This is a genomic window from Allobosea sp. UNC402CLCol (assembly GCF_000745475.1).
Lineage (GTDB): Bacteria > Pseudomonadota > Alphaproteobacteria > Rhizobiales > Beijerinckiaceae > Allobosea > Allobosea spartocytisi.
The window spans coordinates 689,180-709,945 of the sequence record NZ_KN050692.1; the positions used below are offsets into that span (position 1 = coordinate 689,180).

21 protein-coding genes are annotated in these 20,766 nt (G+C 65.0%); 11 read left to right on the forward strand and 10 right to left on the reverse strand.

Features of this window, described 5'->3' with window-relative positions:
• Positions 1-41: 41 nt before the first annotated feature.
• From GY40_RS25915 to GY40_RS25925, 3 genes are read right to left on the reverse strand one after another with little or no spacing between them, the layout of a single operon-like run.
• Positions 42-665, reverse strand: a complete 624-nt coding sequence (locus GY40_RS25915; protein WP_038368494.1) for an ATP-dependent Clp protease proteolytic subunit — start codon at positions 663-665, stop codon at positions 42-44.
• Between the two features lie 45 nt (positions 666-710).
• Positions 711-1,067 carry an SRPBCC family protein gene (locus tag GY40_RS25920; RefSeq protein ID WP_038368496.1) on the reverse strand — a complete coding sequence of 119 codons (357 nt, stop codon included), beginning with the start codon at positions 1,065-1,067 and terminating at the stop codon, positions 711-713.
• Positions 1,064-1,396, reverse strand: coding sequence for an ArsR/SmtB family transcription factor (locus GY40_RS25925; protein WP_081925658.1), 333 nt, complete (start codon positions 1,394-1,396; stop codon positions 1,064-1,066). The genes GY40_RS25920 and GY40_RS25925 overlap by 4 nt, the downstream gene beginning before the upstream one ends.
• A 546-nt stretch (positions 1,397-1,942) precedes the next feature.
• On the opposite strand from GY40_RS25925, the gene GY40_RS25930 reads away from it, so the two are divergent.
• Complete coding sequence (locus GY40_RS25930; RefSeq protein ID WP_038368501.1) at positions 1,943-2,359, forward strand: hypothetical protein; 417 nt, start codon at positions 1,943-1,945, stop codon at positions 2,357-2,359.
• Positions 2,360-2,375: 16 nt separating this feature from the next.
• Here GY40_RS25930 and GY40_RS25935 read toward each other — a convergent pair whose 3' ends face one another.
• The gene (locus tag GY40_RS25935) at positions 2,376-3,005 is read right to left on the reverse strand and encodes a MarC family protein (protein ID WP_038368502.1); all 630 of its coding nucleotides are present in this window, start codon (positions 3,003-3,005) and stop codon (positions 2,376-2,378) included.
• 211 nt (positions 3,006-3,216) lie between these two features.
• On the opposite strand from GY40_RS25935, the gene gyrA reads away from it, so the two are divergent.
• Positions 3,217-6,024, forward strand: a complete 2,808-nt coding sequence (gene gyrA, locus GY40_RS25940; RefSeq protein WP_038368504.1) for a DNA gyrase subunit A — start codon at positions 3,217-3,219, stop codon at positions 6,022-6,024.
• Positions 6,025-6,275: 251 nt separating this feature from the next.
• Entirely contained in the window at positions 6,276-6,953 is a 678-nt protein-coding gene (aat, locus tag GY40_RS25945; protein WP_051988531.1) for a leucyl/phenylalanyl-tRNA--protein transferase, read from the forward strand.
• On the opposite strand, the gene GY40_RS25950 is transcribed toward aat, so the two are convergent.
• The 4 genes from GY40_RS25950 to GY40_RS28100 all read right to left on the reverse strand — a co-directional run bounded on the left by GY40_RS25950 (position 6,954) and on the right by GY40_RS28100 (position 8,998).
• Positions 6,954-7,526 (reverse strand): FUSC family protein, encoded by a 573-nt coding sequence (locus GY40_RS25950; protein WP_038368508.1) that lies wholly within the window; start codon positions 7,524-7,526, stop codon positions 6,954-6,956.
• Positions 7,527-7,529: 3 nt separating this feature from the next.
• Positions 7,530-8,090: a DUF2155 domain-containing protein gene (locus GY40_RS25955; RefSeq protein ID WP_112762327.1), complete on the reverse strand. Its 561-nt coding sequence runs from the start codon at positions 8,088-8,090 to the stop codon at positions 7,530-7,532.
• Positions 8,091-8,357: 267 nt separating this feature from the next.
• Positions 8,358-8,768: an NADH:ubiquinone oxidoreductase subunit NDUFA12 gene (locus tag GY40_RS25960; protein WP_038368511.1), complete on the reverse strand. Its 411-nt coding sequence runs from the start codon at positions 8,766-8,768 to the stop codon at positions 8,358-8,360.
• 5 nt (positions 8,769-8,773) lie between these two features.
• Positions 8,774-8,998, reverse strand: coding sequence for a hypothetical protein (locus GY40_RS28100; protein ID WP_197062825.1), 225 nt, complete (start codon positions 8,996-8,998; stop codon positions 8,774-8,776).
• 694 nt (positions 8,999-9,692) lie between these two features.
• Between GY40_RS28100 and GY40_RS25970 the strand changes: the two genes are divergently transcribed.
• The 8 genes from GY40_RS25970 (at position 9,693) to GY40_RS26005 (ending at position 19,076) form a co-directional block, all read left to right on the forward strand.
• Positions 9,693-13,427: a vitamin B12-dependent ribonucleotide reductase gene (locus tag GY40_RS25970; RefSeq protein ID WP_038368516.1), complete on the forward strand. Its 3,735-nt coding sequence runs from the start codon at positions 9,693-9,695 to the stop codon at positions 13,425-13,427.
• Positions 13,428-13,630: 203 nt separating this feature from the next.
• Positions 13,631-13,837: a hypothetical protein gene (locus GY40_RS25975; RefSeq protein ID WP_038368890.1), complete on the forward strand. Its 207-nt coding sequence runs from the start codon at positions 13,631-13,633 to the stop codon at positions 13,835-13,837.
• A 47-nt stretch (positions 13,838-13,884) separates the two neighbouring features.
• Entirely contained in the window at positions 13,885-14,559 is a 675-nt protein-coding gene (locus tag GY40_RS25980; RefSeq protein WP_156116085.1) for an ImmA/IrrE family metallo-endopeptidase, read from the forward strand.
• A gap of 72 nt (positions 14,560-14,631) precedes the next feature.
• A complete protein-coding gene (locus tag GY40_RS25985; RefSeq protein WP_038368521.1) occupies positions 14,632-15,537 on the forward strand; it encodes an ATP-binding protein in 906 nt (301 codons plus the stop codon).
• A 96-nt stretch (positions 15,538-15,633) separates the two neighbouring features.
• Positions 15,634-16,116, forward strand: a complete 483-nt coding sequence (locus GY40_RS25990; RefSeq protein ID WP_156116086.1) for a DNA-binding protein — start codon at positions 15,634-15,636, stop codon at positions 16,114-16,116.
• A gap of 109 nt (positions 16,117-16,225) precedes the next feature.
• Positions 16,226-17,425, forward strand: a complete 1,200-nt coding sequence (locus tag GY40_RS25995) for a nucleotidyltransferase domain-containing protein (protein WP_038368893.1) — start codon at positions 16,226-16,228, stop codon at positions 17,423-17,425.
• On the forward strand, positions 17,422-17,916 hold the full coding sequence (locus GY40_RS26000) for a type II CBASS E2 protein (protein ID WP_038368523.1): 495 nt from the start codon (positions 17,422-17,424) through the stop codon (positions 17,914-17,916). The genes GY40_RS25995 and GY40_RS26000 overlap by 4 nt, the downstream gene beginning before the upstream one ends.
• 2 nt (positions 17,917-17,918) lie before the next feature.
• Positions 17,919-19,076, forward strand: a complete 1,158-nt coding sequence (locus GY40_RS26005) for an SAVED domain-containing protein (RefSeq protein ID WP_038368526.1) — start codon at positions 17,919-17,921, stop codon at positions 19,074-19,076.
• An 82-nt stretch (positions 19,077-19,158) separates the two neighbouring features.
• Here GY40_RS26005 and GY40_RS26010 read toward each other — a convergent pair whose 3' ends face one another.
• Together GY40_RS26010 and GY40_RS26015 are read right to left on the reverse strand one after the other, a co-directional pair.
• Positions 19,159-19,839 carry a transporter substrate-binding domain-containing protein gene (locus tag GY40_RS26010; protein WP_038368528.1) on the reverse strand — a complete coding sequence of 227 codons (681 nt, stop codon included), beginning with the start codon at positions 19,837-19,839 and terminating at the stop codon, positions 19,159-19,161.
• A 21-nt stretch (positions 19,840-19,860) separates the two neighbouring features.
• A complete protein-coding gene (locus GY40_RS26015) occupies positions 19,861-20,745 on the reverse strand; it encodes a GntR family transcriptional regulator (protein ID WP_197062826.1) in 885 nt (294 codons plus the stop codon).
• Positions 20,746-20,766 lie beyond the last annotated feature (21 nt).

Genomic DNA, 20,766 nt, shown 5'->3' on the forward strand with positions numbered 1-20,766 from the left:
TGCAATTGCCCCTTCGATCTGCAAGGTTTTTTCTCGGCCGGTTATGGTTGCATGGTCGCCTCCGGCCGCTCATCCATCCGGTGGACGATCCGGTCGATCAGCCCCCATTCCAGCCCCTCCTCCGCGGTCATGAAGCGGTCGCGGTCGAGCGTGCGCTCCACCTCCTCGTAGCTGCGCCCGCAATGCTCGGCATAGAGGCGCGTGAGGCGGCGCTTGGTCTGCTGGATCTCCTCGGCATGGATCAGGAAATCCGAGGCCTGCCCCTGGAAGCCGCCGAGCGGCTGGTGGACATGCAGGCTGGCATTGGGCAAGGCGGCGCGCTCGCCGGGCTCGCCGGCCATCAGCAGGAAGGAGCCCATCGAGCGGGCCGTGCCCATGCACAGCGTATGAACGGGCGCGCGGATGTAGCGCATCGTGTCGTACATCGCGAAGCCGCTGGTCACGACGCCGCCCGGCGAGTTGATGTAGAGATGGATCGGCCGCTTCGGATTTTCCGCCTCCAGGAACAGGAGCTGCGCGCAGACTAGCGCGCTCATGGCGTCGTTGACCTCGCCGTTGACGAAGACGATCCGCTCGCGCAGCAGCCGGGAATAGATGTCGAAAGAGCGCTCCCCGCGGCTCGATTGCTCGACGACCATAGGGACGAGTTGCATCGCTTCGCGCATCGGCGAACTCCAAAGGCTCGAAGTTGGATCGGAGGGTGGCGGGCGTCAGGCCGCGCGCAGCATCGGCGGCGCGTTGCCGTTGGCCGCCCGCGGGATCTGGCGGGTGCCGCGATCCGCAAGCTCGTGGATCACATGCAGGCGGGTTCCGCCGGCCGCGTCGAAGGCGACCCGGAACGTGACGACGCTTTCCAGGAAGGGCGGCTCGTCCTCGCGCATGCGATAGGAGATCGCCTCCCCCGGCGCGAGCACGGTCGGCTGCGGATCGGCCAGCGCCGCGCCCGGAAGCCAGGCTTCCCGGAGGGCCGGAATGCTGATCGCGCGCCAGACCTTCTCCGGCGGCTCGTCGAGCCGATATTCCAGGACGAGAGCGCCGGAGGGCCCTTCCAGATCATCTGCGCTCATTGGTCCATCTCCTTGAGCAAGCCCTTGAGAGCCTCGATGCGCTGCGGCCAGTAGGCGCGATACTTCGCCAGCCATTGCGCGATCAGCGCAAGCCCCTCGGGATCGACCTCGTAATTGACGAAGCGGCCCTGCCGCTCCTCGCGAACGAGCCCGGCACCGCGCAGGACCGAAAGATGCTGCGACATCGCCGGCTGGCTGATGGCGATGCCCTCGCGCAAGGCGCTGGCGTTCATGCCGCCCGCCGCCAGCTTCTCGAAGATCGCGCGCCGCGTCGGGTCGGCCAGCGCCTTGAAGATCTCGTTCTCGATCATGCCATAACATAAGCACACACTTATATGATTCGCAACGGGTCATGGAGAACGCCCGCGCCGAAAGCCCCGTCCAGGCTCGGCCTGCGGGGTTTCTCTGGTGGCGATCCCGAGGGGATGCGCGGGGTCCGGGCGGCGCGCGATCCTGAGCCGCGTGCCGAATGTCGATGTCGAATGTCGAAGTCGATGCGGCGCCGACCGACGCCGCCCGAACCCCGCGCGCGGCTGTCTATGAGGCCTCCCGCCAAGGCTTGAACCGGGCCTGCCTGTTCGGCCCGGCGGCGAGAAACCCCTCCGGACCAAGGCTCACCATCCGTGGCGCAAGATCCGAACACCGCATCCCGCCCGGCCGCACGATGCCTCGCGACAGCCCCCTTGGTCGGGCGGGATGGCTGGGAGGATAGGCGTGCAGCGGGTGGCGGGGATAAGTTCGGGCGGCCTGTAGATGGCGGCTGTTCGGCTATCGGTGGTTTCGGACGGACCTGAATTCTTTCAGTTCGTGCCCCTTCCAACTCCGCCTGTGACATGCACGATCATGCAGGAACACACTAGCCAGGCGATGACTTAATGATCAGGCTGTTCAGCGCACTTGCCGTTTGGTTCCTGCTGGCAAAGCCCGTCGCAGTCCAGACGCTGGATGCCGCCGATCCGTTTCGCGTTCTGCATGCAAAATTCATCACAGTTACAACGCATCTCGGCGATGGTCGGATCAAAGACCAGAAAGGCGTGCGCTTCGTCATTCAATCAGATTGGGAACATTCCGAGGCTGACAGGACGGCCTTTGTTGATTTGATCATCGCCGATCCGAGCAAATTCACGAGCGACACCGTCATCATCAAGCTAATGTCGGACGCCGATATGCTATTGCTGGTGGCTGACTTTTACAAAAGCAGTCGAGACGGTATCGTCCAGAAGCTCATGTATTTCAAGGACACCAGAAGGCATGGGTGGGAGCGTCTAATCCTGGATCAGAAAGCTGACTAGCCGACACCAACCGCCCCTACCCCGCCATCGCCGCCTTCACACCGTCGATCACGAACTGCACGGCCAGCGCCGCCAGGATCACGCCGAGCAGGCGCGTCAGCACGACATTGCCGGTGATGCCGAGCAGCTTCGAGATCGAACTGGCCGCGAGGAACACCGCCAGGCAGCACAGGATCACCAGCCCGCAGATCACCGCCAGGGTAATCAGCAGCACCGCGTCGCCATGAGCCCGGCCCGCCAGCAGGATCGTCGCGGTGAGCGCGCCCGGCCCGGCCATCAGCGGGATCGCCAGCGGGAAGGCCGCGACGTTGCGGATATGGTCCTTGGTGATCGCCGTATCGGCCGTCTGCTGCTTGCGCTCGGTGCGGCGCTCGAACACCATCTCGAAGGCGATCCAGAACAGCAGCAAACCGCCGGCGATGCGGAAGGCCGGCAACGACACGCCGAGCGCCTTGAGCACGACGTCCCCCGCCACGCCGAAGAAGCCGATGATGCAGAAGGCGATAATCGAGGCGCGCACCGCCACCTGGCGCCGCTCCGCCGCCGACATGCCGCGCGTCAGCGACAGGAAGATCGGGGCGAGACCCGGCGGATCGAGCGTCACCAGCATGGTGACGAGCGCGGCGGTGGCGAATTCGGTGAACATGGCGGCGACTTGACCACGAGTTTCGGCCCGCGTCATCCGTGAACAAAGGCGGGATTGTGGCAGGTCGCGCCGGACGCCCGAAAAACAAGCCATAACAACATGAAATCATTCATGAAATTTTTGCTTGGACAGCGTCGGCTTTTGCTGGCGCCAAGGCGCGGAATCGGGTAGCCAGAAGCCTGAAAACGACTGGAAATCGGGATATTCCCTCTTGAGCGACGACAACGACGACAAGCGCGACGACGCCCCGGGTTTCGGCGGCGACATCAAGCCGATCGCGATCACCGACGAGATGAAGAAGAGCTATCTCGATTACGCCATGAGCGTGATCGTGAGTCGCGCTCTGCCCGATGTCCGCGACGGCCTGAAGCCCGTTCATCGCCGCATCCTGTTCTCGATGCACGAGAACAAGAACCTGCCGGACCGCCCCTATACCAAATGCGCCCGCATCGTCGGCGACACGATGGGTAAATACCATCCGCACGGCAACCTCGCGGTCTATGACGCGCTGGTGCGCATGGCGCAGGATTTCTCGCTGCGCCTGCCGCTGATCGACGGCCAGGGCAATTTCGGCTCGATGGACGGCGACAGCCCCGCCGCCGACCGTTACACCGAGGCGCGCCTCGACAAGGCGGCGATGCCGCTGCTGGAAGACCTCGACCTCGACACCGTCAGCTTCCAGCCGAACTACGACGGCAAGGAACACGAGCCGACCGTCCTGCCGGCGCGCTATCCCAACCTGCTCGTCAACGGCGCCGGCGGCATCGCCGTGGGCATGGCGACCAACATCCCGCCGCATAACCTCGGCGAGGTCATCGACGCCTGCGTCGCCTATATCAACGACCCCGAGATCTCGATCGACGACCTGATCGAGATCGTTCCCGGCCCGGACTTCCCGACCGGCGCCTCGATCATGGGCCGCAGCGGCATCCATTCCGCCTACCACACCGGTCGTGGCTCGATCGTGATGCGCTCGAAGACGCATATCGAGGAGCTGCGCAAGGAGCGCGAGGCGATCATCGTCACCGAGATTCCCTATCAGGTGAACAAGGCGACGATGGTCGAGAAGATCGCCGATCTCGTGCGCGAGAAGCGCATCGAGGGCATCTCGGACCTGCGCGACGAGTCGAGCCGCGAGGGCGTGCGCGTCGTCATCGAGGTCAAGCGCGACGCGGTCGCCGACGTCGTGCTGAACCAGCTCTACCGCTTCACCCCGCTGCAGACCTCCTTCGGCGCCAATATGGTGGCGCTGAATGGCGGCCGCCCCGAGGTGCTCAACCTCAAGGACTTCATCTCGGCCTTCGTCGAGTTCCGCGAGGAGGTCGTCTCCCGGCGCACGCGCTTCCTGCTCAACAAGGCCCGCGAGCGTGCCCATGTGCTCTGCGGCCTCGCCACGGCGGTCGCGAACATCGACGAGGTCATCCGCCTGATCCGCACCGCGCCGACCCCGGCCGCGGCGCATGAATCGCTGATGGCGCGCGACTGGCCGGCCGAAGACATCGCGCCGCTGATCGCGCTGGTCGACGATCCCCGCCACCCGATGAACCCGGATGGCACCTATCGCCTCTCCGACGCGCAGGCCAAGGCGATCCTCGAATTGCGCCTCGCCCGCCTGACCGCCCTGGGCCGCGACGAGATCGGCGACGAGCTGGAAAAGCTCGCCAAGGAGATCGCGGATTATCTCGACATCCTGCGCTCGCGCGCCCGCATCCAGGAGATCGTCAAGACCGAGCTCGCCGAGGTGAGGGCCGCCTTCGCCACGCCGCGGCGCACCACCATCGAGGATTGGGGCTCCGACCTCGACGACGAGGACCTGATCGCCCGCGAGGACATGGTCGTCACCGTCTCGCATGGCGGCTACATCAAGCGCGTGCCGCTCTCGACCTACCGGGCGCAGCGGCGCGGCGGCAAGGGCCGCTCCGGCATGGCGACCAAGGACGAGGATTTCGTCGCGCGGCTGTTCGTCGCCAACACCCATACGCCGGTGCTGTTCTTCTCTTCGGAAGGCCAGGTCTACAAGGAGAAGGTCTGGCGGCTGCCGCTCTCGGCGCCGAACGCCCGCGGCAAGGCGCTGGTCAACATGCTGCCGATCGAGGCCGGCGAGCGCATCACCACGATCATGCCGCTGCCGGAGGACGAGGCGAGCTGGGAGACGCTCGACGTGATGTTCGCCACCGCCTCGGGCGGGGTGCGCCGCAACAAGCTCTCCGACTTCGTCAACGTCAATCGCGCCGGCAAGATCGCGATGAAGCTCGACGAGGGCGACCACATCGTCGACGTGCAGATCTGCACCGAGAATGACGACGTGCTGCTGACCACGGCCAACGGCCAGTGCATCCGCTTCGCGGTGCCGGAGGTGCGCGTCTTCAAGGGTCGCGACTCGACCGGCGTGCGCGGCATCAACCTGGCCAAGGACGACGAGGTCATCTCGCTGGCGATCCTGCGCCATCTCGACGCCACGCCGGACGAGCGCGCCGCCTATCTCAAGCGCGCCGCGGCCAACCGCCGTGCTCTCAACGGCGAGGCCGACGAGGCGACGGAGGCCGTTCCTGTAGCCGAGGCCGATGCCGAGGAGAGCGCCTCGGGCGATATCGAGCTCGGGCAGGAGAAATACGCCGCCATGGGCGCGGCCGAGCAGTTCATCCTGACGATCTCGGAGAGGGGCTACGGCAAGCGCACCTCCTCCTTCGAGTACCGGGTGACCGGGCGCGGCGGCAAGGGCATCGTCGCCATGGTCGTCAACGACCGCAACGGCAAGCTCGTCGCCTCCTTCCCGGCGGTGGACTCAGACCAGCTCATGCTCGTCACCGATGGCGGCCAGCTGATCCGCGTGCCGGTCGATGCCGGCCCGGACAACCGCATCCGCATCGCCGGCCGTTCGACGCAGGGCGTGACGGTGTTCAACACCGCCAAGGACGAGAAGGTCGTCTCGGTCGAGTGCATCAACGACGATGGCGAGAGCGAAGGCGACGAGGAAACCGGTGACGAAGCGCCGGGCGCGGAGCCGACGGAAGGCTGAGAAATCAGCCTTCTATGGAAACATCTGCAAGTGCTGTCTGATGTTTCCATCTCTCGCGCATGTCATCCCGGGCGACCGAAGGGAGACCCGGGAGCCATGCCCGAACGTTCTTCGGCACCGCTCCGGCATGGATCCCGGGTCGGCGCGGCTGCGCTGCTTGTCCGGGATGACGCGCGCCCGCCGGCAGCTCCATACCGAGCAGAGCCGCGAACGCGTTTGACTCCCCGAGCGCCCCGCGCTCCCATCGCTGGATGAAAGCCCGTTCCGTCCCCGTGCGCACGCCCGCCATCACGCCGGACATCATGCTGCGCGCCTATGCGGCCGGCATCTTCCCGATGGCCGAGACCGCCGACGATCCGGGCCTGTTCTGGGTCGAGCCGGAATGGCGTGGCGTCATCCCGCTCGACGGCTTCCACCTCTCCGCGCGGCTGGCACGCACCGTGCGCTCCGACCGCTTCGAGATCCGCGTCGACAGCGATTTCGCGGCGGTGATCGCCGCCTGCGCCGAGGCATTGCCGGACCGGCCGGAGACCTGGATCAACGGGCGCATCCGCGAGATCTTCGGCGCGCTCTTCGCGCTGGGCCATGCCCACACGGTCGAGTGCTGGCGCGAGGGCCGGCTCGTCGGCGGGCTTTACGGGCTGTCGATCGGCGCCGCCTTTTTCGGCGAGAGCATGTTCCACCGCGAGACCGACGCCTCCAAGGTGGCCCTCGTCCATCTCGTCGCGCGGCTGCGCCATGGCGGCTACCGCTTGCTCGACACCCAGTTCCAGACCGGCCACCTCGCCCAGTTCGGCACCATCGAGATTCCGCGGGATGCCTATCGGCTCAGGCTCGAAGAGGCCCTGCAGCAGCGCGGCAACTGGTTCGCCTGGCCGGCTGCGGCGCAGATCAGGGGAGCGGACGCGCTGGCCGTGCTGCGCGGCTGATCAGTCCGGCCGTCGCGGATCGAGCCGCTCCGCCAGCCAGACGATGACGATGGCGACGCTGACGCCCCAGCCGACCTCGAAGACGCGCGACAGCATCATCACCTGCGCGGTCGTGCCGGGATGCGGAACCAGCAGGATGATGGTGGCGGTGATGCCGGCGAGGCGTGCCGCCGTCGCGACATTGAGCAGCCAGGCCGCCAGCACCGAAAGCCCGGCCGCAATGGCATAGCTGACGATGTGCTGCCCGGTCGTCAGGACCACCGCGACGCCGATCACGCCACCGATGGCCGCGCCGACGAACTGGTCGCGGGCCGTCGTGCGGGTCGCGCCGAATTCGGTCTGGACGACAGCCATGGCGGTGATCGCGGCCCAGAAGCCTTCGCGCAGCCCCAGCGCCTGCGTCGGCAGATAGGCGGCGAGCGCCGCGACCGTCGACATCAGCGCGTGCTCGAGACCGTCCGCGAGGCGCCGCCTGACCGGGAGGCGCTTGCGCAGCTCGGCCAGATATCCGCGCAGGCGCCGGATGCGCCTGCTCTCGCGCCCCGCTCCCTTGTCGGCAGGCGCGGGCTCCACGGCTCAGCCGCCGCCGGTGGGATCGCGGCCGGGGACGGGATTGGTCGGGAAGAAGCGCTGGCTCGGCCGCTGCGGCTGCACGGGCACGCCGCGCGGCGGCTCGACATCGATGCGGCCGCCGCCCGGCGGCGGCTGGTTGACGTCGCGCGGCGGGGTCGTGCGCGGCTTACGCTGGTCGTCCGTCGGCGGAGGCGGCTCGGGCTCCTTCGGATCGACGATCACCTCGGTCCCGCCTTTGCAGTCCGTCAGCCACACGTCGTAGATCGCGTGCTCGACGCCGTGCAGGCCGGGGCTGTCGGCGAACATCCAGCCGGAGAAGATGCGGCGGTATTCGTTGTTGAAGGTGACTTCGTCGACCTCGACGAAGGCATCGGTGCGCGGTGCCTCGGTCGGCGGGCGCGTCCAGCAGACGCGCGGCGTGATCTGGAGGGCGCCGAACTGCACCGTCTCGTTGATCGAGACCTCGAAGGAGATGATGCGGCCGGTGATCTTGTCGAGGCCGGCGAAAATCGCCGTCGGGTTCTTGATGCGGTCGGCCAGCGCCGGGCCGGCGGCAACCGTCATCGTCAGAGCGCTCGCGGCGAGACCAGCCAGAATCGGGAAACGGGACAAGGACGGCATGCTGGCGCGAATCTCTCCGGCATCGCGGACATGGCGCGACGAGGCGCAGTAACACGGCGAAGGCAGCGGAAAAAGGGCGTTGCATCGGAAACCGCGCCGCCGCCCCACGCCGCCGCGCAGAAGAACCATCATGCGCGCCAAGAAGGAAGCGTGCGCCCATCAAAAAGGCCGCCCCGGCAGGAGCGGCCCGATAGCGGGAGCCTCAGCGCCTCAGCGACCCGGCGTCCAGGCCTCGTAATCCCCGGTCGCGGCCGGGCGCTCGCCCTCGGCCAGCGTCGAGCCCTGGGGCCGATAGGCCAGCGCCGTGCCGGTCCAGTTCTGCTGATGCTGCTCTTGCCACTCGCGCGGCTGGTAGCTCTCCTCGGAGGGAGCGACATCGACCGTGTGATGCAGCCAGCCATTCCAGCCGGCGGGGATGTTCGACGCCTCGATCGGGCCGTTATAGACCACCCAGCGGCGCTGGAAGCCGAGCGCCTTGTCCTTCACCCCACCCTTGGTGCGGTAATAGACATTGCCGAATTCGTCCTCGCCCACCCTCTCGCCGAAGCGCCAGGTGTGGAAGCGCGTGCCGATCGTCTGGCCGTTCCACCAGGTGAAGATCTGCAGCAGCCAGTTCTTCATCGTCCTCAGTCCATGCACTCGCGCGCTCGCAAATGCGTGCGCGTCTGTCGCGGACTTATGGCGGCAGCGCCCGCCCCTGTCCAGTCCGCAGCGACGTGGCCACCCCGCGTGACAGCATCGAAGATCACGATCAGCGTCTCGCGCTGGCCCGGCTTCAGCGTCTGGCGCCTGAGCTCGAAAACGGGGGCGACGGCAGAATCGGCGCCGGCGTTCGGGATCGGTCGGTTCATTGAAGCCCAGCCTGGGAAGACAGTGGTGGGCGCAATCTGTGCAAGCCGGCGCCTGATTCTGTCAGCCCCCGCCGGAATCATCTTGCCGGATTTTCGCCGCGATTCGGCTCGGCGACCGCCACAATCGGGCAGCCGAAATGCCCCGACTTCAAGCACTTGCGACGGTCCACGCAACCGGCATCTGCAAGACCGTTCGGACGAACGCGCATTTACGCCTCGTCAACCATGAATAGCGGGGATTTTAGGGACTGCGCTTCATGCGGCTCTGTGGCAATCTTGCCGCGCGGCGGTGATTCTTCCCGCCATTTCCAAGGCTTAGCCAGCGCCTTGAAACTTATCCCCACAACTCACACATTCATACCAGATGTCGTGTCCACAAGGATCGACCCGCACTATTCCTTGACGAGAGGGGTGCGACGGGACTAGATTTTGACTATCGCATGACGGCTGGCGGCGACGCCTCTGGAAACGGCGAGACCATAGTTTCCCAGAGTTGTCCGGGCCTGCCGCCGCATCCGCGAGAGATCGTGGAAGCGAACGGATTTGCGCGGACGGCTCTGGCCGCGACCGGGCCCACAGGCGGGACGACACCGCCAGGACCCACGGGGCATCAAACCGAGTTGGCCGACATCAGGAGCCGGTGATCAACCGGCCGCGCGGGCATCCACCCGCGGCAGATCAAGGGACGAAGATCATGCGCATCGAGCGCCGCTATACCACCGCCGGACAGTCGCCCTATGCCGCGATCCCGTTCCGATCGGCCGTCAGCGAGATCAAGAACCCGGACGGCTCCGTCGTCTTCCGGCTGGAAGGCATCGAGGTCCCCGAGACCTGGTCGCAAGTGGCGAGCGACGTGCTCGCGCAGAAATATTTCCGCAAGGCCGGCGTGCCGGCGCGCCTGAAGAAGTTCGAGGAGAACGACGTTCCCTCCTTCCTCTGGCGCTCAGTCGCCGACGAGGCCGCTCTCGCCGAATTGCCCGAGGGCGAGCGTTACGGCTCCGAAATCTCCTCCAAGCAGGTCTTCGACCGTCTCGCCGGCTGCTGGACCTATTGGGGCTGGAAGGGCGGCTATTTCTCCTCCGAGGAGGATGCCGCGGCCTTCCATGACGAGCTGCGCTTCATGCTCGCGACCCAGCGCGTCGCGCCGAACTCGCCGCAATGGTTCAACACCGGCCTGCATTGGGCCTATGGCATCGACGGCCCCAGCCAGGGCCATTTCTACGTCGACTTCAAGACCGGCAAGCTGGTGAAGTCGAAGTCGAGCTACGAGCATCCGCAGCCGCATGCCTGCTTCATCCAGGGCGTGCAGGACGACCTCGTCAACGAGGGCGGCATCATGGATCTCTGGGTCCGTGAAGCCCGCCTGTTCAAATACGGCTCCGGCACCGGCTCGAACTTCTCGATGCTGCGCGGCGAAGGCGAGAAGCTCGCCGGCGGCGGCAAGTCCTCCGGCCTGATGTCCTTCCTCAAGATCGGTGACCGCGCCGCCGGCGCGATCAAGTCGGGCGGCACCACCCGCCGCGCCGCCAAGATGGTCGTGGTCGATGCCGACCATCCGGATATCGAGGCCTATATCGACTGGAAGGTGAAGGAGGAGCAGAAGGTCGCCGCCCTCGTCACCGGCTCCAAGACCGTCAAGAAGCATATGAAGGCCGTGCTCAAGGCCTGCGTGAACTGCGAAGGCGACGGCGACAGCTGCTTCGATCCCGAGCAGAACCCGGCCCTGAAGCGCGAGATCAAGCTCGCCCGCAAGGCGCTGGTGCCGGACAACTACATCAAGCGCGTCATCCAGTTCGCCAAGCAGGGCTACAAGGACATCTCCTTCGACACCTATGACACCGATTGGGATTCCGACGCCTATCTCACCGTCTCCGGCCAGAACTCGAACAACTCGGTCTCGCTGACCGACGACTTCCTGCGCGCCGTCGAGAACGACAATGACTGGAACCTGACCGCCCGTACCACCGGCAAGGTCCACAAGACGCTGAAGGCCCGCGACCTCTGGGAGAAGATCGGCTACGCCGCCTGGGCCTCGGCCGATCCCGGCCTGCACTTCAACTCGACGATGAACGACTGGCACACCTGCCCGGCTTCCGGCCGGATCCGGGCGTCCAATCCGTGCTCGGAGTACATGTTCCTCGACGACACCGCCTGCAACCTGGCCTCGGCCAACCTGCTGCAGTTCTACGACACCGAAACCAAGAGCTTCGACGTCGCGGCCTATGAGCATCTCTGCCGGCTCTGGACCGTCGTGCTCGAGATCTCGGTGACGATGGCGCAGTTCCCGAGCCGCGAGATCGCCGAGCTCTCCTACGAGTACCGCACGCTCGGCCTCGGCTACGCCAATATCGGCGGCCTGCTGATGACCATGGGCCTCGGCTACGACTCGGACGAGGGTCGTGCGCTCGCCGGTGCGCTCACCGCGATCATGACCGGCGTCGCCTATGCGACCTCGGCCGAGATGGCCGGCGAGCTCGGCCCCTTCCCCGGCTACAAGAAGAACGCCAGCCACATGCTGCGCGTCATCCGCAACCACCGCACCGCGGCCCATGGCCTCGCCGACGGCTATGAGGGCCTGAGCGTCACCCCGGTCCCGCTCGACCACGCAACCCTCGCCCGCCTCGGCGGCTCGGCCGTCACCATGGCGGAGCGCTCCCGCATCGTCTGGGACGAGGCGCTGGAGCAAGGCAAGCGCTACGGCTATCGCAATGCCCAGGCGACCGTGATCGCACCGACTGGCACGATCGGCCTCGTCATGGATTGCGACACCACCGGCATCGAGCCCGATTTCGCGCTGGTGAAGTTCAAGAAGCTCGCCGGCGGCGGCTACTTCAAGATCATCAACCGCGCCGTTCCGGATGCGCTGCGCGCGCTCGGCTACCGCGAGGCGGATATCGCCGAGATCGAGGCCTATGCCGTCGGCCATGGCTCGATGAAGCAGGCGCCGGGCGTCAACCCCTCGACGCTGCGCGCCAAGGGCTTCACCGACGAGAAGATCGAGGCGATCGAGAAGGGCTTGAAGAGCGCCTTCGACATCAAGTTCGTCTTCAACAAGTGGACGCTGGGCGAGGATTTCCTCACCGGCACCCTCAAGGTCCCGGCCGAGAAGCTCAACGACATGTCGTTCGAGCTTCTGCCCTTCCTCGGCTTCACCAAGGCCGAGATCGAGGCCGCCAACGTCCATGTCTGCGGCGCGATGACCCTGGAAGGCGCCCCGCACCTGAAGACCGAGCACTACAACGTCTTCGATTGCGCCAATCCCTGCGGCCGCATCGGCAAGCGCTATCTCTCGGTCGAGAGCCATATCCGCATGATGGCGGCCGCCCAGCCCTTCATCTCGGGGGCGATCTCCAAGACCATCAACATGCCGAACGAGGCGACGGTCGAGGACTGCAAGAGCGCCTATATGCTCTCGTGGAAGCTGGCGCTGAAGGCGAACGCCCTCTATCGCGACGGTTCCAAGCTCTCGCAGCCGCTGAACTCGGCGCTGATCTCGGACGATGACGACGAGGCAGACGACGCGGTCGAGACGCTGGTCGCCCAGCCGATGGCGGCGCGCGCCACCCAGATCTCGGAGAAGATCGTCGAGCGCATCGTCGAGCGCATCGAGCGCAAGCGCGAGCGCGAGAAGCTACCGGATCGCCGCACCGGCTACATCCAGAAGGCCACGGTCGGCGGCCACAAGGTCTATGTCCACACCGGCGAGTATTCGGACGGGCGCCTCGGCGAGATCTTCATCGACATGCACAAGGAGGGCGCGGCCTTCCGGGCGATGATGAACAACTTCGCCATCGCGGTCTCGCTCGGCCTGCAATACGGCGTGCCGCTGGAAGAGTATGTCGAGGCCTTCACCTTCACCCGCTTCGAGCCCTCGGGCTTCGTTGCCGGCAACCAGTCGATCAAGAACGCGACCTCGATCCTCGACTACGTCTTCCGCGAGCTCGCGATCTCCTATCTCGGCCGCAACGACCTCGCCCATGTCGATCCCAGCGAGATCGGCCATGACGTGATGGGCGGCGGCGTCGGCCAGGACAAGGCGCCGGATGCGGCACCGATCACCTCGACCCCCCTCGCCTCGACCGGCTTCCGCCGCGGCAAGCCGATGAACCTGCTCGCCATCCAGGGCGGCGGCCAGGGAAGCCATGCTGCGAACGACGCGGTCGCCCGCTCGGTCGCCTCCACGACCGGCCTCGCCACCGCCGGCGCCACGGCTCTGAAGGAGGAGCCGGAAACCTATGGCGAGGCGGAAATGGCCAAGCTCGGCTTCGCCGCTCCGGCAGCCCAGCCGACGGCCTCCGAGCGGCGCGCCGAAGCGATCATGAAGGGTTATGTCGGCGACTCGTGCGGCGAATGCGGCAACTTCACCCTGGTCCGCAACGGCACCTGCCTGAAGTGCAACACGTGCGGGAGCACGACCGGCTGTAGCTAGTTACTCCGTGTATTGATTGTTGTAGGCGCTCCGGAAGTTTGGTCTGAATCCACCCAAAGTGCGCCTCGATGCACCCGGAAGTCTGCCTCACCCAAGAAAGAGCCCGCCGCTGACCAGCGGCGGGCACCAGGCCTAAAACGAACGGATTTATTAGCGCGACGATGAAGCCGATCGCCCCTCGCGGGCCGCATCAGGAGGCCGAGATGGCGAAGAACACTGGTGATGGATTTCGACGGGGAGCGGTGAACTCACGCACGCAGTTCCAGCGTGCTGATGGCCAATGGCAGAAGCGCGACGAGAGCACGGGGCACCTGATGGGCGTGAAGCAGTCGCCCGGCCCATGGAAGGGCGTGGCCAAGGAGCCGGACGGTCGAGACACCCCGAAGTCACCTGAGAACTGGGACAAGTAAGCGTCCAGTTATCGTTGCAGGCGGCCTTCTTCGCGAAGGGATGGATCATGACTGCCCATGCCTTCAGCGATAGGAAGGTGCCTTATCGCTCCGCACGCCAGATCAAAGGCACCGTTCGAGGTCTGCTCGATCGATGTGGGATGCAGGGGCTGCTTTCAATCGACATCGTTCGGCTGATCGAGGGATATCTCAAGCCCAAGCTGGAAGGCGGCCTCAAGATCGAATTGTATGATCAGGTCAAAGGCCAGCCGCCGGCTTACGTGTCGTACGGACCGCTGACGCTTCATGTGGATCGGGAGATTTGGGGAGACGCCAGGCAAGGCGAACCCGGTGCTCGATACATCCTTGCCCATGAAGTCGGTCATATCGTCATGCATAAGCATCATTACCTCGGCTATTCGTTCGGCGAGGGCTCGCAGTTGAAGGCCCCGCCGGAAGAGGAAAGGGCCGAGTGGCAGGCCGACGTCTTCGGACACTTCCTGATGGTGACGGATAACGCCTTGATCGAAGATGCTCCGCTGCTTCACAAGGCAGCGGACATAGGGGCGCCGATCTGGGTCTTGGCAAACGTTCAGCGATATGATGCCGCCCGCGACATCTTCGTCTTCATCGCCGGCCCGGCGTACGCCGGCGACCCCTGTGGTGGTTGCGGGAACTTCAGCCTTTCGCATCAGGGCGTCGAGTTGAAATGCGAGACCTGCGGGTGGAAGGTCGGCGTTTAGAGAGCCGAACCCGGTGATTCGAGCCCCAACCGAAACATGGACGCGCCAACACACCCCCGAGAACTGTCGAGCATGCTGGTTCAATTGGGGGGCAATCGCTGGCTCGACGCGTCATTCGTTGACAATGCGATCTGCCGGAGTTGCCCCGTTCCATTGCAACCCGGTATCCGGCTCATCATCAGGATATCCCAGAACAGCAGCCTGTTGATCGACGCGGTCGTCCGGCTTCTCGCGTACGGGAACCAGCTCGCCGAGCGTGGCGTGCTGGTGACGATCGACTTCGAGGGCGGCCTGGAAAAGACCATGGGCTATCTTGATCGGGTCGGCTTCTTCGATCACCTCGATGACCGCGTGACGGTCCTGCCCGCCCGCCCCGAGGTGTCTGGGGCCCTGATGTTCGGCGGCGGCAATGACGGCCTAGTGGAGATCGGAGCGGTCCGGAGCGGCATCGATCGCTTGCCGTTGCTCGATCGATTGGTGGAAGCGGTCCGCATCTCGTGTTCGGGGAGGTCGGACTTCGCCGCGTTCGAAGACGCGATGTCGACGATCCTTTCCGAGCTGATCGACAACGTCTACGAGCACGGAGGCGCGTCGGCCACGGGTCATGCAGCTCTCCAACGCTACAGTGGAAGCAAGTCCGTGCGCGTCGTGGTTTCGGATGACGGTGACGGACTGATGCAGACGATCCGCCCTGCCCTGGGTCGGCGCGATCCGCGCTTCATCTCTCTCGGGGACGCCGACCTGCTCATCGAGATGTTCAGGGACGGGCTGTCGCGCATCGACGACCGCAAGCGCGGCAACGGGCTGAAGGGATGTGCGGCGAAAGCGATACGCTTCAACGCGAAGCTCGAAGTCCGCCTGGCGAGCCAGCGTGTGTCGCTCGTTCCCGTCGACGGGAGCTATGGCAACGCTTATACGACGACCGGTCTTATGCCGCTGAAAGGCACGCACATCGCTTTTGTCCTCCCACTTGTTTAATATTGGTCACGCTGCTTAAATGATTCGGATGATCCAGGTGCCCCAATGATCCGAATAGTCGATCTCATGCCCCGCCCCGAGGGGTGGGGACGAGCGATGGGTCGAGAGGTTTTTACGAAACTCCTCGACCAAGTCGATCGCAATCCGGACCAGACCGTTTTCGCCATCTCTTTCGCTGGCGTGAAGCGCGTCGATTTCTCGTTCTCGTCGGAAACGGTCGTCGAGCTCGCGCGCCGGTTCCGGGGACGCAAGGGTTTTTATCTGCTCGACATCGGTGTTCCCGAGATAGAGGAGAACGTCGACGCCGCGGCTTTGCGGGTCGATCAGCCCCTGCTCGTTGTAGATGCAAAAGGTCAACATTTCATAGGCTTGGAGCCGACCGTTGGCACGAAGGAAGCACTAGCGATCGTTGTCGCCCGCCCCCAGGCGAGAGCATCGGACATAGCCGAGGCGATCCAGGTCTCGGTCGCCAACGCTTCCATGAAGCTGAAGCAGCTCTGGAATACGGGCTTCCTTCTCCGGAGGGAATCCGTCGCGGACACCGGCGGCGTCGAATTCGTCTACCACCGGATCGCATAACCCCTTCCCCGCAAAAGGTTAACCAGATCTTGACATCGTTGTTATGATCACCCATAAATGCAATAATTTATGCAGATTGGCGATCGAGCCAAAATCGGTGGGGAACATCATGATCGTCGATCAGCGTTCGGTTTTCCGGAAGGCCTATCTCGTCAACCTTCTCACGCGGCTTTGCGCAGAGCTCGACATTCCCGAAGGGCGCCTCCGTCAGGCGCAGGAGCGCTATGAAGGCGCCGCGGAGTGGCTCGCGGCCGGGGAACACTTCCTGCTCCGGGAGCTTTCGATCTACTTGCAAGGGTCGACCGCGCTGGGCACGTCGGTTAAGCCGATCGGGCGCAACGAGCACGATGTTGATCTCGTCGCGTTCATGCCGGCCGGCAGGACCGACCTCACTCCGGCTTTCGTCAAGGCGGTCGTCGGAGACCGCCTCAAGGCGAACGCCATCTATGCAAGGCTGCTGGAGGAGAAGTGCCGCTGCTGGCGTCTCGTCTATGCCAATGAGTTCCATCTCGACATCACCCCGGCGATCCTCAACTCGCGCTGCCGCGATGGTGGCGAATTTGTTCCGGACCGGTCGTTACGCGAGTGGAAGGGGAGCAATCCCCGCGGCTATCGCCGCGCCTTCGAGCGGCGCGCGGCCCTGGTACCTCGCTTGCGCGTCACCAGGGCCTTCGACGACTCCGCCCACGCCCGGGCGGACATCGAGCCGTTCCCGACGACGGCCAGCGGTCGCAACCTCCTGTGCAATATCGTTCAGGTCGCGAAGCGGCACCGCGACGTCCATTTCGATGGTCGCGACCCCGCCCTGACGCCGATCTCGGTGATCCTGACCACGTTGTTGGCATGGAGCTACGAGGCCTGCGTCGCGGCGGCGGTCTACGACACCGAGTTCGACCTGATGATCGCGGTCCTGCGCCGCATGCCGGACTTCATCCGGACCACGTTGCCGGACGGATCGCCCGGCTACTGGATCCCGAACGAGACGACCCTCGACGAGAACTTCGCCGAACGCTGGAACGACGACCCTCGGCGGGCGCGGGCCTTCTACACCTGGCACACCAAGGCGCTTGCCGACATGGAAGGGCTCGCGCTCACCGAGGGCACCGACCGCGTGCGGAACCATATGGAGGATGCCTTCGGCCCCCGCCCGGTGGAGCGGGCCTTCGCCACATTGGACCGGGAGGTCGCCACCGCGCGCGGCTCGGGCGTGCTGCGAGTGGCTCCGTTGGTCGGAGTGACGACCGCCCCTGCGGTTGCTGCGGCAGTCCCCGTGCGAGCCAACACGTTCTTCGGGCGGGACTGCCGTTGAGCATCCCCGTCCATCCCCGCGAGCTCACCCTGTCGCAGCAACTCGTGAACCTGCGCTCGAACCCGCTGAGCGTAGGCGACGGCGGGATTGCCGGAGGGGAATTGGTCTGGCGCTTCAGGGCCTCCCCTTCGCCCGTCTCGCGCGTCTACGATCTCCGACTGACTTATGTGGAAGCGGAAGCGCCCAAGATTTTCGTCGATGAGCCTGACCTGACATTGCTCGCGAACGGGGTTCGCATCCCGCATCTCTACTCGGAGCGCCCGGCCCGCCTCTGCCTGTACCTGCCCGAAGCCTATGAATGGCGTTCCAGCATGTTGCTCGACCGCACGATGGTGCCGTGGGCGATCCTGTGGCTCTGGTATTTCGAGGACTGGCTCGCGACTGGTGAATGGCGCGGCGGAGGGGTCCATGTGTCGGAGGGCGAGCCGGGCGTGGTTGGCCGCCATATTCGGCGGGCCCTTGTTGCGAAGCGCCGGACGGAGGCTGCATAGCTATGGCCGGAACGAAAATCGATCCGAAGGTCCAGTACGCGCTGTGGGCAAGATCGGCCGGGCGTTGCCAGTATCGTGGCTGCAACGAGAGCCAGGTCGGGGATCTGCTCGCCGGGAAGACGATGGGCAAGTTCGGCTTCGTCGCCCATGTCATCGGCGACGAACCGAAGGGCAAGACCGGCAAGGGCGGGCCGCGCTACGATCCGGTTCGTTCGGCAGCTCTCGCGGGCGACATCCGGAACCTGATGCTGCTCTGCGGCCGGCACCACAAGCTCGTGGACGTCGACGCCAAGGACGATCATCCCGAAGCGGTCCTGCTCGCCATGAAGGATGAGCATGAGCGGCGGATCGAGATCCAGACCTCGATTCTGCCTGATCGTGCCTCGCACGTGTTGAGGTTCGGTGCCAACATCGGTTCGAACCAGGCGCTGGTATCCCGGCAGGACATCTTCGATGCAATGATTCCCGAGAGGTACCCGGACAACGACGGGCGTCCCATCGACCTCGACATGCCGGGCTTTTCGTTTGAGGACACCGAGCCCGCCTATTGGCATGGACTGCAATCCAACATGCGTCGCCAGTTCGCCGATCAGGTCAGGGGACGCATCGAGCGGCAGGAGATCCGCCATCTCAGCGTGTTCGCCCTCGCCCCGATGCCGCTGCTGATCGAGCTCGGCCGGATGCTCGGCGAGATCGTCAAGGTTTCCGTCTACCAGCGACACCGCGAGCCGGAGACATGGAAGTGGCAGTCGGATAAGTCGCCCATCGAGTTCGTTATCGGTGAGCCGACCGCTGCCACAGGGACAACGGTGGCCTTGAAGCTCGGTGTCAGCGCCACCGTGAACGACGAACGCATTGAGGCGGTCCTCGGCGCAAGCATACCGATCTGGTCCGTCACGGCGGCCGCGCCCGGGAACGACGTCATGCGGCGCCCGGAGGATCTTGCCGCCTATCGGAAAAACCTCCGGGGCTTGTACGACCGCATCAAGGCCGTTCATGGCGAGAATGCCATGATTCATGTCTTTCCAGCGGTCCCTGTATCCGTTGCGGTCGAAACCGGGCGCGTGTGGACGCCCAAAGCGGACCTGCCGCTGCTGATTTATGACCAAAACCGCAAGAGCGGTGGCTTCTTTCCCGCAGTCGAGATCAGACACGTCTGAATGACGACAAGGATCGCAGTGGCTGCCTGGGAATAAGGCTCGTCCGCCAGTCTCCTGTATCGACGCTGTGACCAAAGGGTCGTCAGCCGTTTTCGGCTGAATTCGATAGGGATTCGGCAATCAACCCGCTAACCGCAGCATCATCCAAGAAGCGCTGGAGTCTCGGCAATTGGTCAGATTGCCGAATGGGCAGCGCCATCGCCTGCCGAATTTCCATGAACGGTTCTTCGATCAGCCGTAGGCCCGGATTTCGCGCGACGAACGCTGCTGCGGGTTGTCGAATTCCGGCTCCTGCCTCAAGGCCCCGCGAGAGAAAGTGAGGCAGGACCTCGGCCGAGGTCGGAACGCGCACGATCTCGGCATGCTTCAGCGTCCGCGTAAGATGCAGATCGTAGGCGGCGCCGCGCCCGACGGAAACCCGCACGCCCGCCTGGTCGACATCCCGAATGCTTTGGAACGGCGATGCCGCCGCGACCACGAACACGCCCTCGATCGTGAGGTAAGGCTCGGTGAAGGCAATCTCCGTGGCCCGCTTGGGATCGATGGCGAGGAAGGCCACGTCCCAGATATCGTCTGCCGCCGCATCGACCACCTTGCCAGCACCGTCGAACGGGATGAGGTCGAGCGCCAGCCCTTCGCGGTCGGCTAATGCCCGCGCAAGCGCTACCGTGACCCCGATCAGCTCACCGTTCGGGCGGCGCTGCGCAAGAACCGGGTTGCCCAGGTTGATAGCGGCCCGCAGCCTGCCGCTTTCAGTCAACATGTCCGCATCCGCCACTGCTCCTCACGAGGATTGCAAGCCGCTCATCATGGGAGCCTTCTCCAGAGCGGCATCGGTAAGATGGAGCTGCATCCGATCCGCGGCTCCCGTCCTGTCGCCAGCCATGAGCAACTCGATGATACCAAGGTGTTCGAGGCAGACACGGCGAGCGCGCTCGCGATCGAGCGGGCGGCCATATTCCATGAGCCGCCGCAACTGGTTCAGCCTTGCCAAGGTCTGCACGAAGAAGCGGTTTCCGGACATCGCCGCGATACCCTCGTGGAAGGACGAGTTGATCTCGAAAAGCTCGATCTGCCCGAGCCGCCGATACCCTTCCTCAAGGACGAAGGTTTGCTGGTCACGCAGCGAGCGCAGCCGGTCCATGTCGGGCGCGAACTCGGGAGATCGCATCGCCGTCGGCTCCATCATCTGGCGAAAGCGATAGTTCTCGCGATAGGCGTCGAGGGTGTCGATCAGGGGCTGGAATTCCCATCCGCGCCCCTGCCGGCGCTCAACCCAACCTTCCGAGGCCATCCTCGCCAGGATGTGGCGCAGCCGTGCCCGGGAGAGGTCATAGCGGCGGATGAGCTCGTTCTCGCTCACCACCTCTGGAAGCCTATGGTTCAAGCGGTCCATCGCGATCGCGAGATAGGTGGCCGACGCATCTTCGCCGGCTTCCGCTTCTCCCGCTGATGCCTTTTCTCGGACAGAGAGGTCCTTGAGGAAGAAGCCCTTGTTCGGCCGGCGCTCCAGGACGCCTGCCTCGGCCAGATGCGCCATCGCGGCGCGGATGGGCGTCCGGGAAGCCCCCAGCACGGGCTGCAACGAGTCCTCGGTAAGATGATGGCCGTTTTGCCAGCCCGACGACCGCGCATGCGACAAGATCTGATTGGCCAGCTTGAGCTGCAACGTGGTCGGCTGTTGTGACAT

Bases quoted from the DNA above. Each gene is read 5' to 3' on its own strand.
- GY40_RS25915 (WP_038368494.1), bottom strand. From the start codon at position 665: ATGCGCGAAGCGATGCAACTCGTCCCTATGGTCGTCGAGCAATCGAGC.
- GY40_RS25935 (WP_038368502.1), bottom strand. From the start codon at position 3,005: ATGTTCACCGAATTCGCCACCGCCGCGCTCGTCACCATGCTGGTGACG.
- GY40_RS25955 (WP_112762327.1), bottom strand. From the start codon at position 8,090: ATGACGGTTGCCGCCGGCCCGGCGCTGGCCGACCGCATCAAGAACCCG.
- GY40_RS25995 (WP_038368893.1), top strand. From the start codon at position 16,226: ATGATCGTCGATCAGCGTTCGGTTTTCCGGAAGGCCTATCTCGTCAAC.
- GY40_RS26010 (WP_038368528.1), bottom strand. From the start codon at position 19,839: ATGTTGACTGAAAGCGGCAGGCTGCGGGCCGCTATCAACCTGGGCAAC.
- GY40_RS25985 (WP_038368521.1), top strand. From the start codon at position 14,632: ATGCTGGTTCAATTGGGGGGCAATCGCTGGCTCGACGCGTCATTCGTT.
- GY40_RS25980 (WP_156116085.1), top strand. From the start codon at position 13,885: ATGACTGCCCATGCCTTCAGCGATAGGAAGGTGCCTTATCGCTCCGCA.
- GY40_RS25990 (WP_156116086.1), top strand. From the start codon at position 15,634: ATGGGTCGAGAGGTTTTTACGAAACTCCTCGACCAAGTCGATCGCAAT.
- aat (WP_051988531.1), top strand. From the start codon at position 6,276: ATGAAAGCCCGTTCCGTCCCCGTGCGCACGCCCGCCATCACGCCGGAC.
- GY40_RS26005 (WP_038368526.1), top strand. From the start codon at position 17,919: ATGGCCGGAACGAAAATCGATCCGAAGGTCCAGTACGCGCTGTGGGCA.
- GY40_RS25975 (WP_038368890.1), top strand. From the start codon at position 13,631: ATGGCGAAGAACACTGGTGATGGATTTCGACGGGGAGCGGTGAACTCA.
- GY40_RS25970 (WP_038368516.1), top strand. From the start codon at position 9,693: ATGCGCATCGAGCGCCGCTATACCACCGCCGGACAGTCGCCCTATGCC.
- GY40_RS25920 (WP_038368496.1), bottom strand. From the start codon at position 1,067: ATGAGCGCAGATGATCTGGAAGGGCCCTCCGGCGCTCTCGTCCTGGAA.
- GY40_RS25960 (WP_038368511.1), bottom strand. From the start codon at position 8,768: ATGAAGAACTGGCTGCTGCAGATCTTCACCTGGTGGAACGGCCAGACG.
- GY40_RS28100 (WP_197062825.1), bottom strand. From the start codon at position 8,998: ATGAACCGACCGATCCCGAACGCCGGCGCCGATTCTGCCGTCGCCCCC.
- GY40_RS25930 (WP_038368501.1), top strand. From the start codon at position 1,943: ATGATCAGGCTGTTCAGCGCACTTGCCGTTTGGTTCCTGCTGGCAAAG.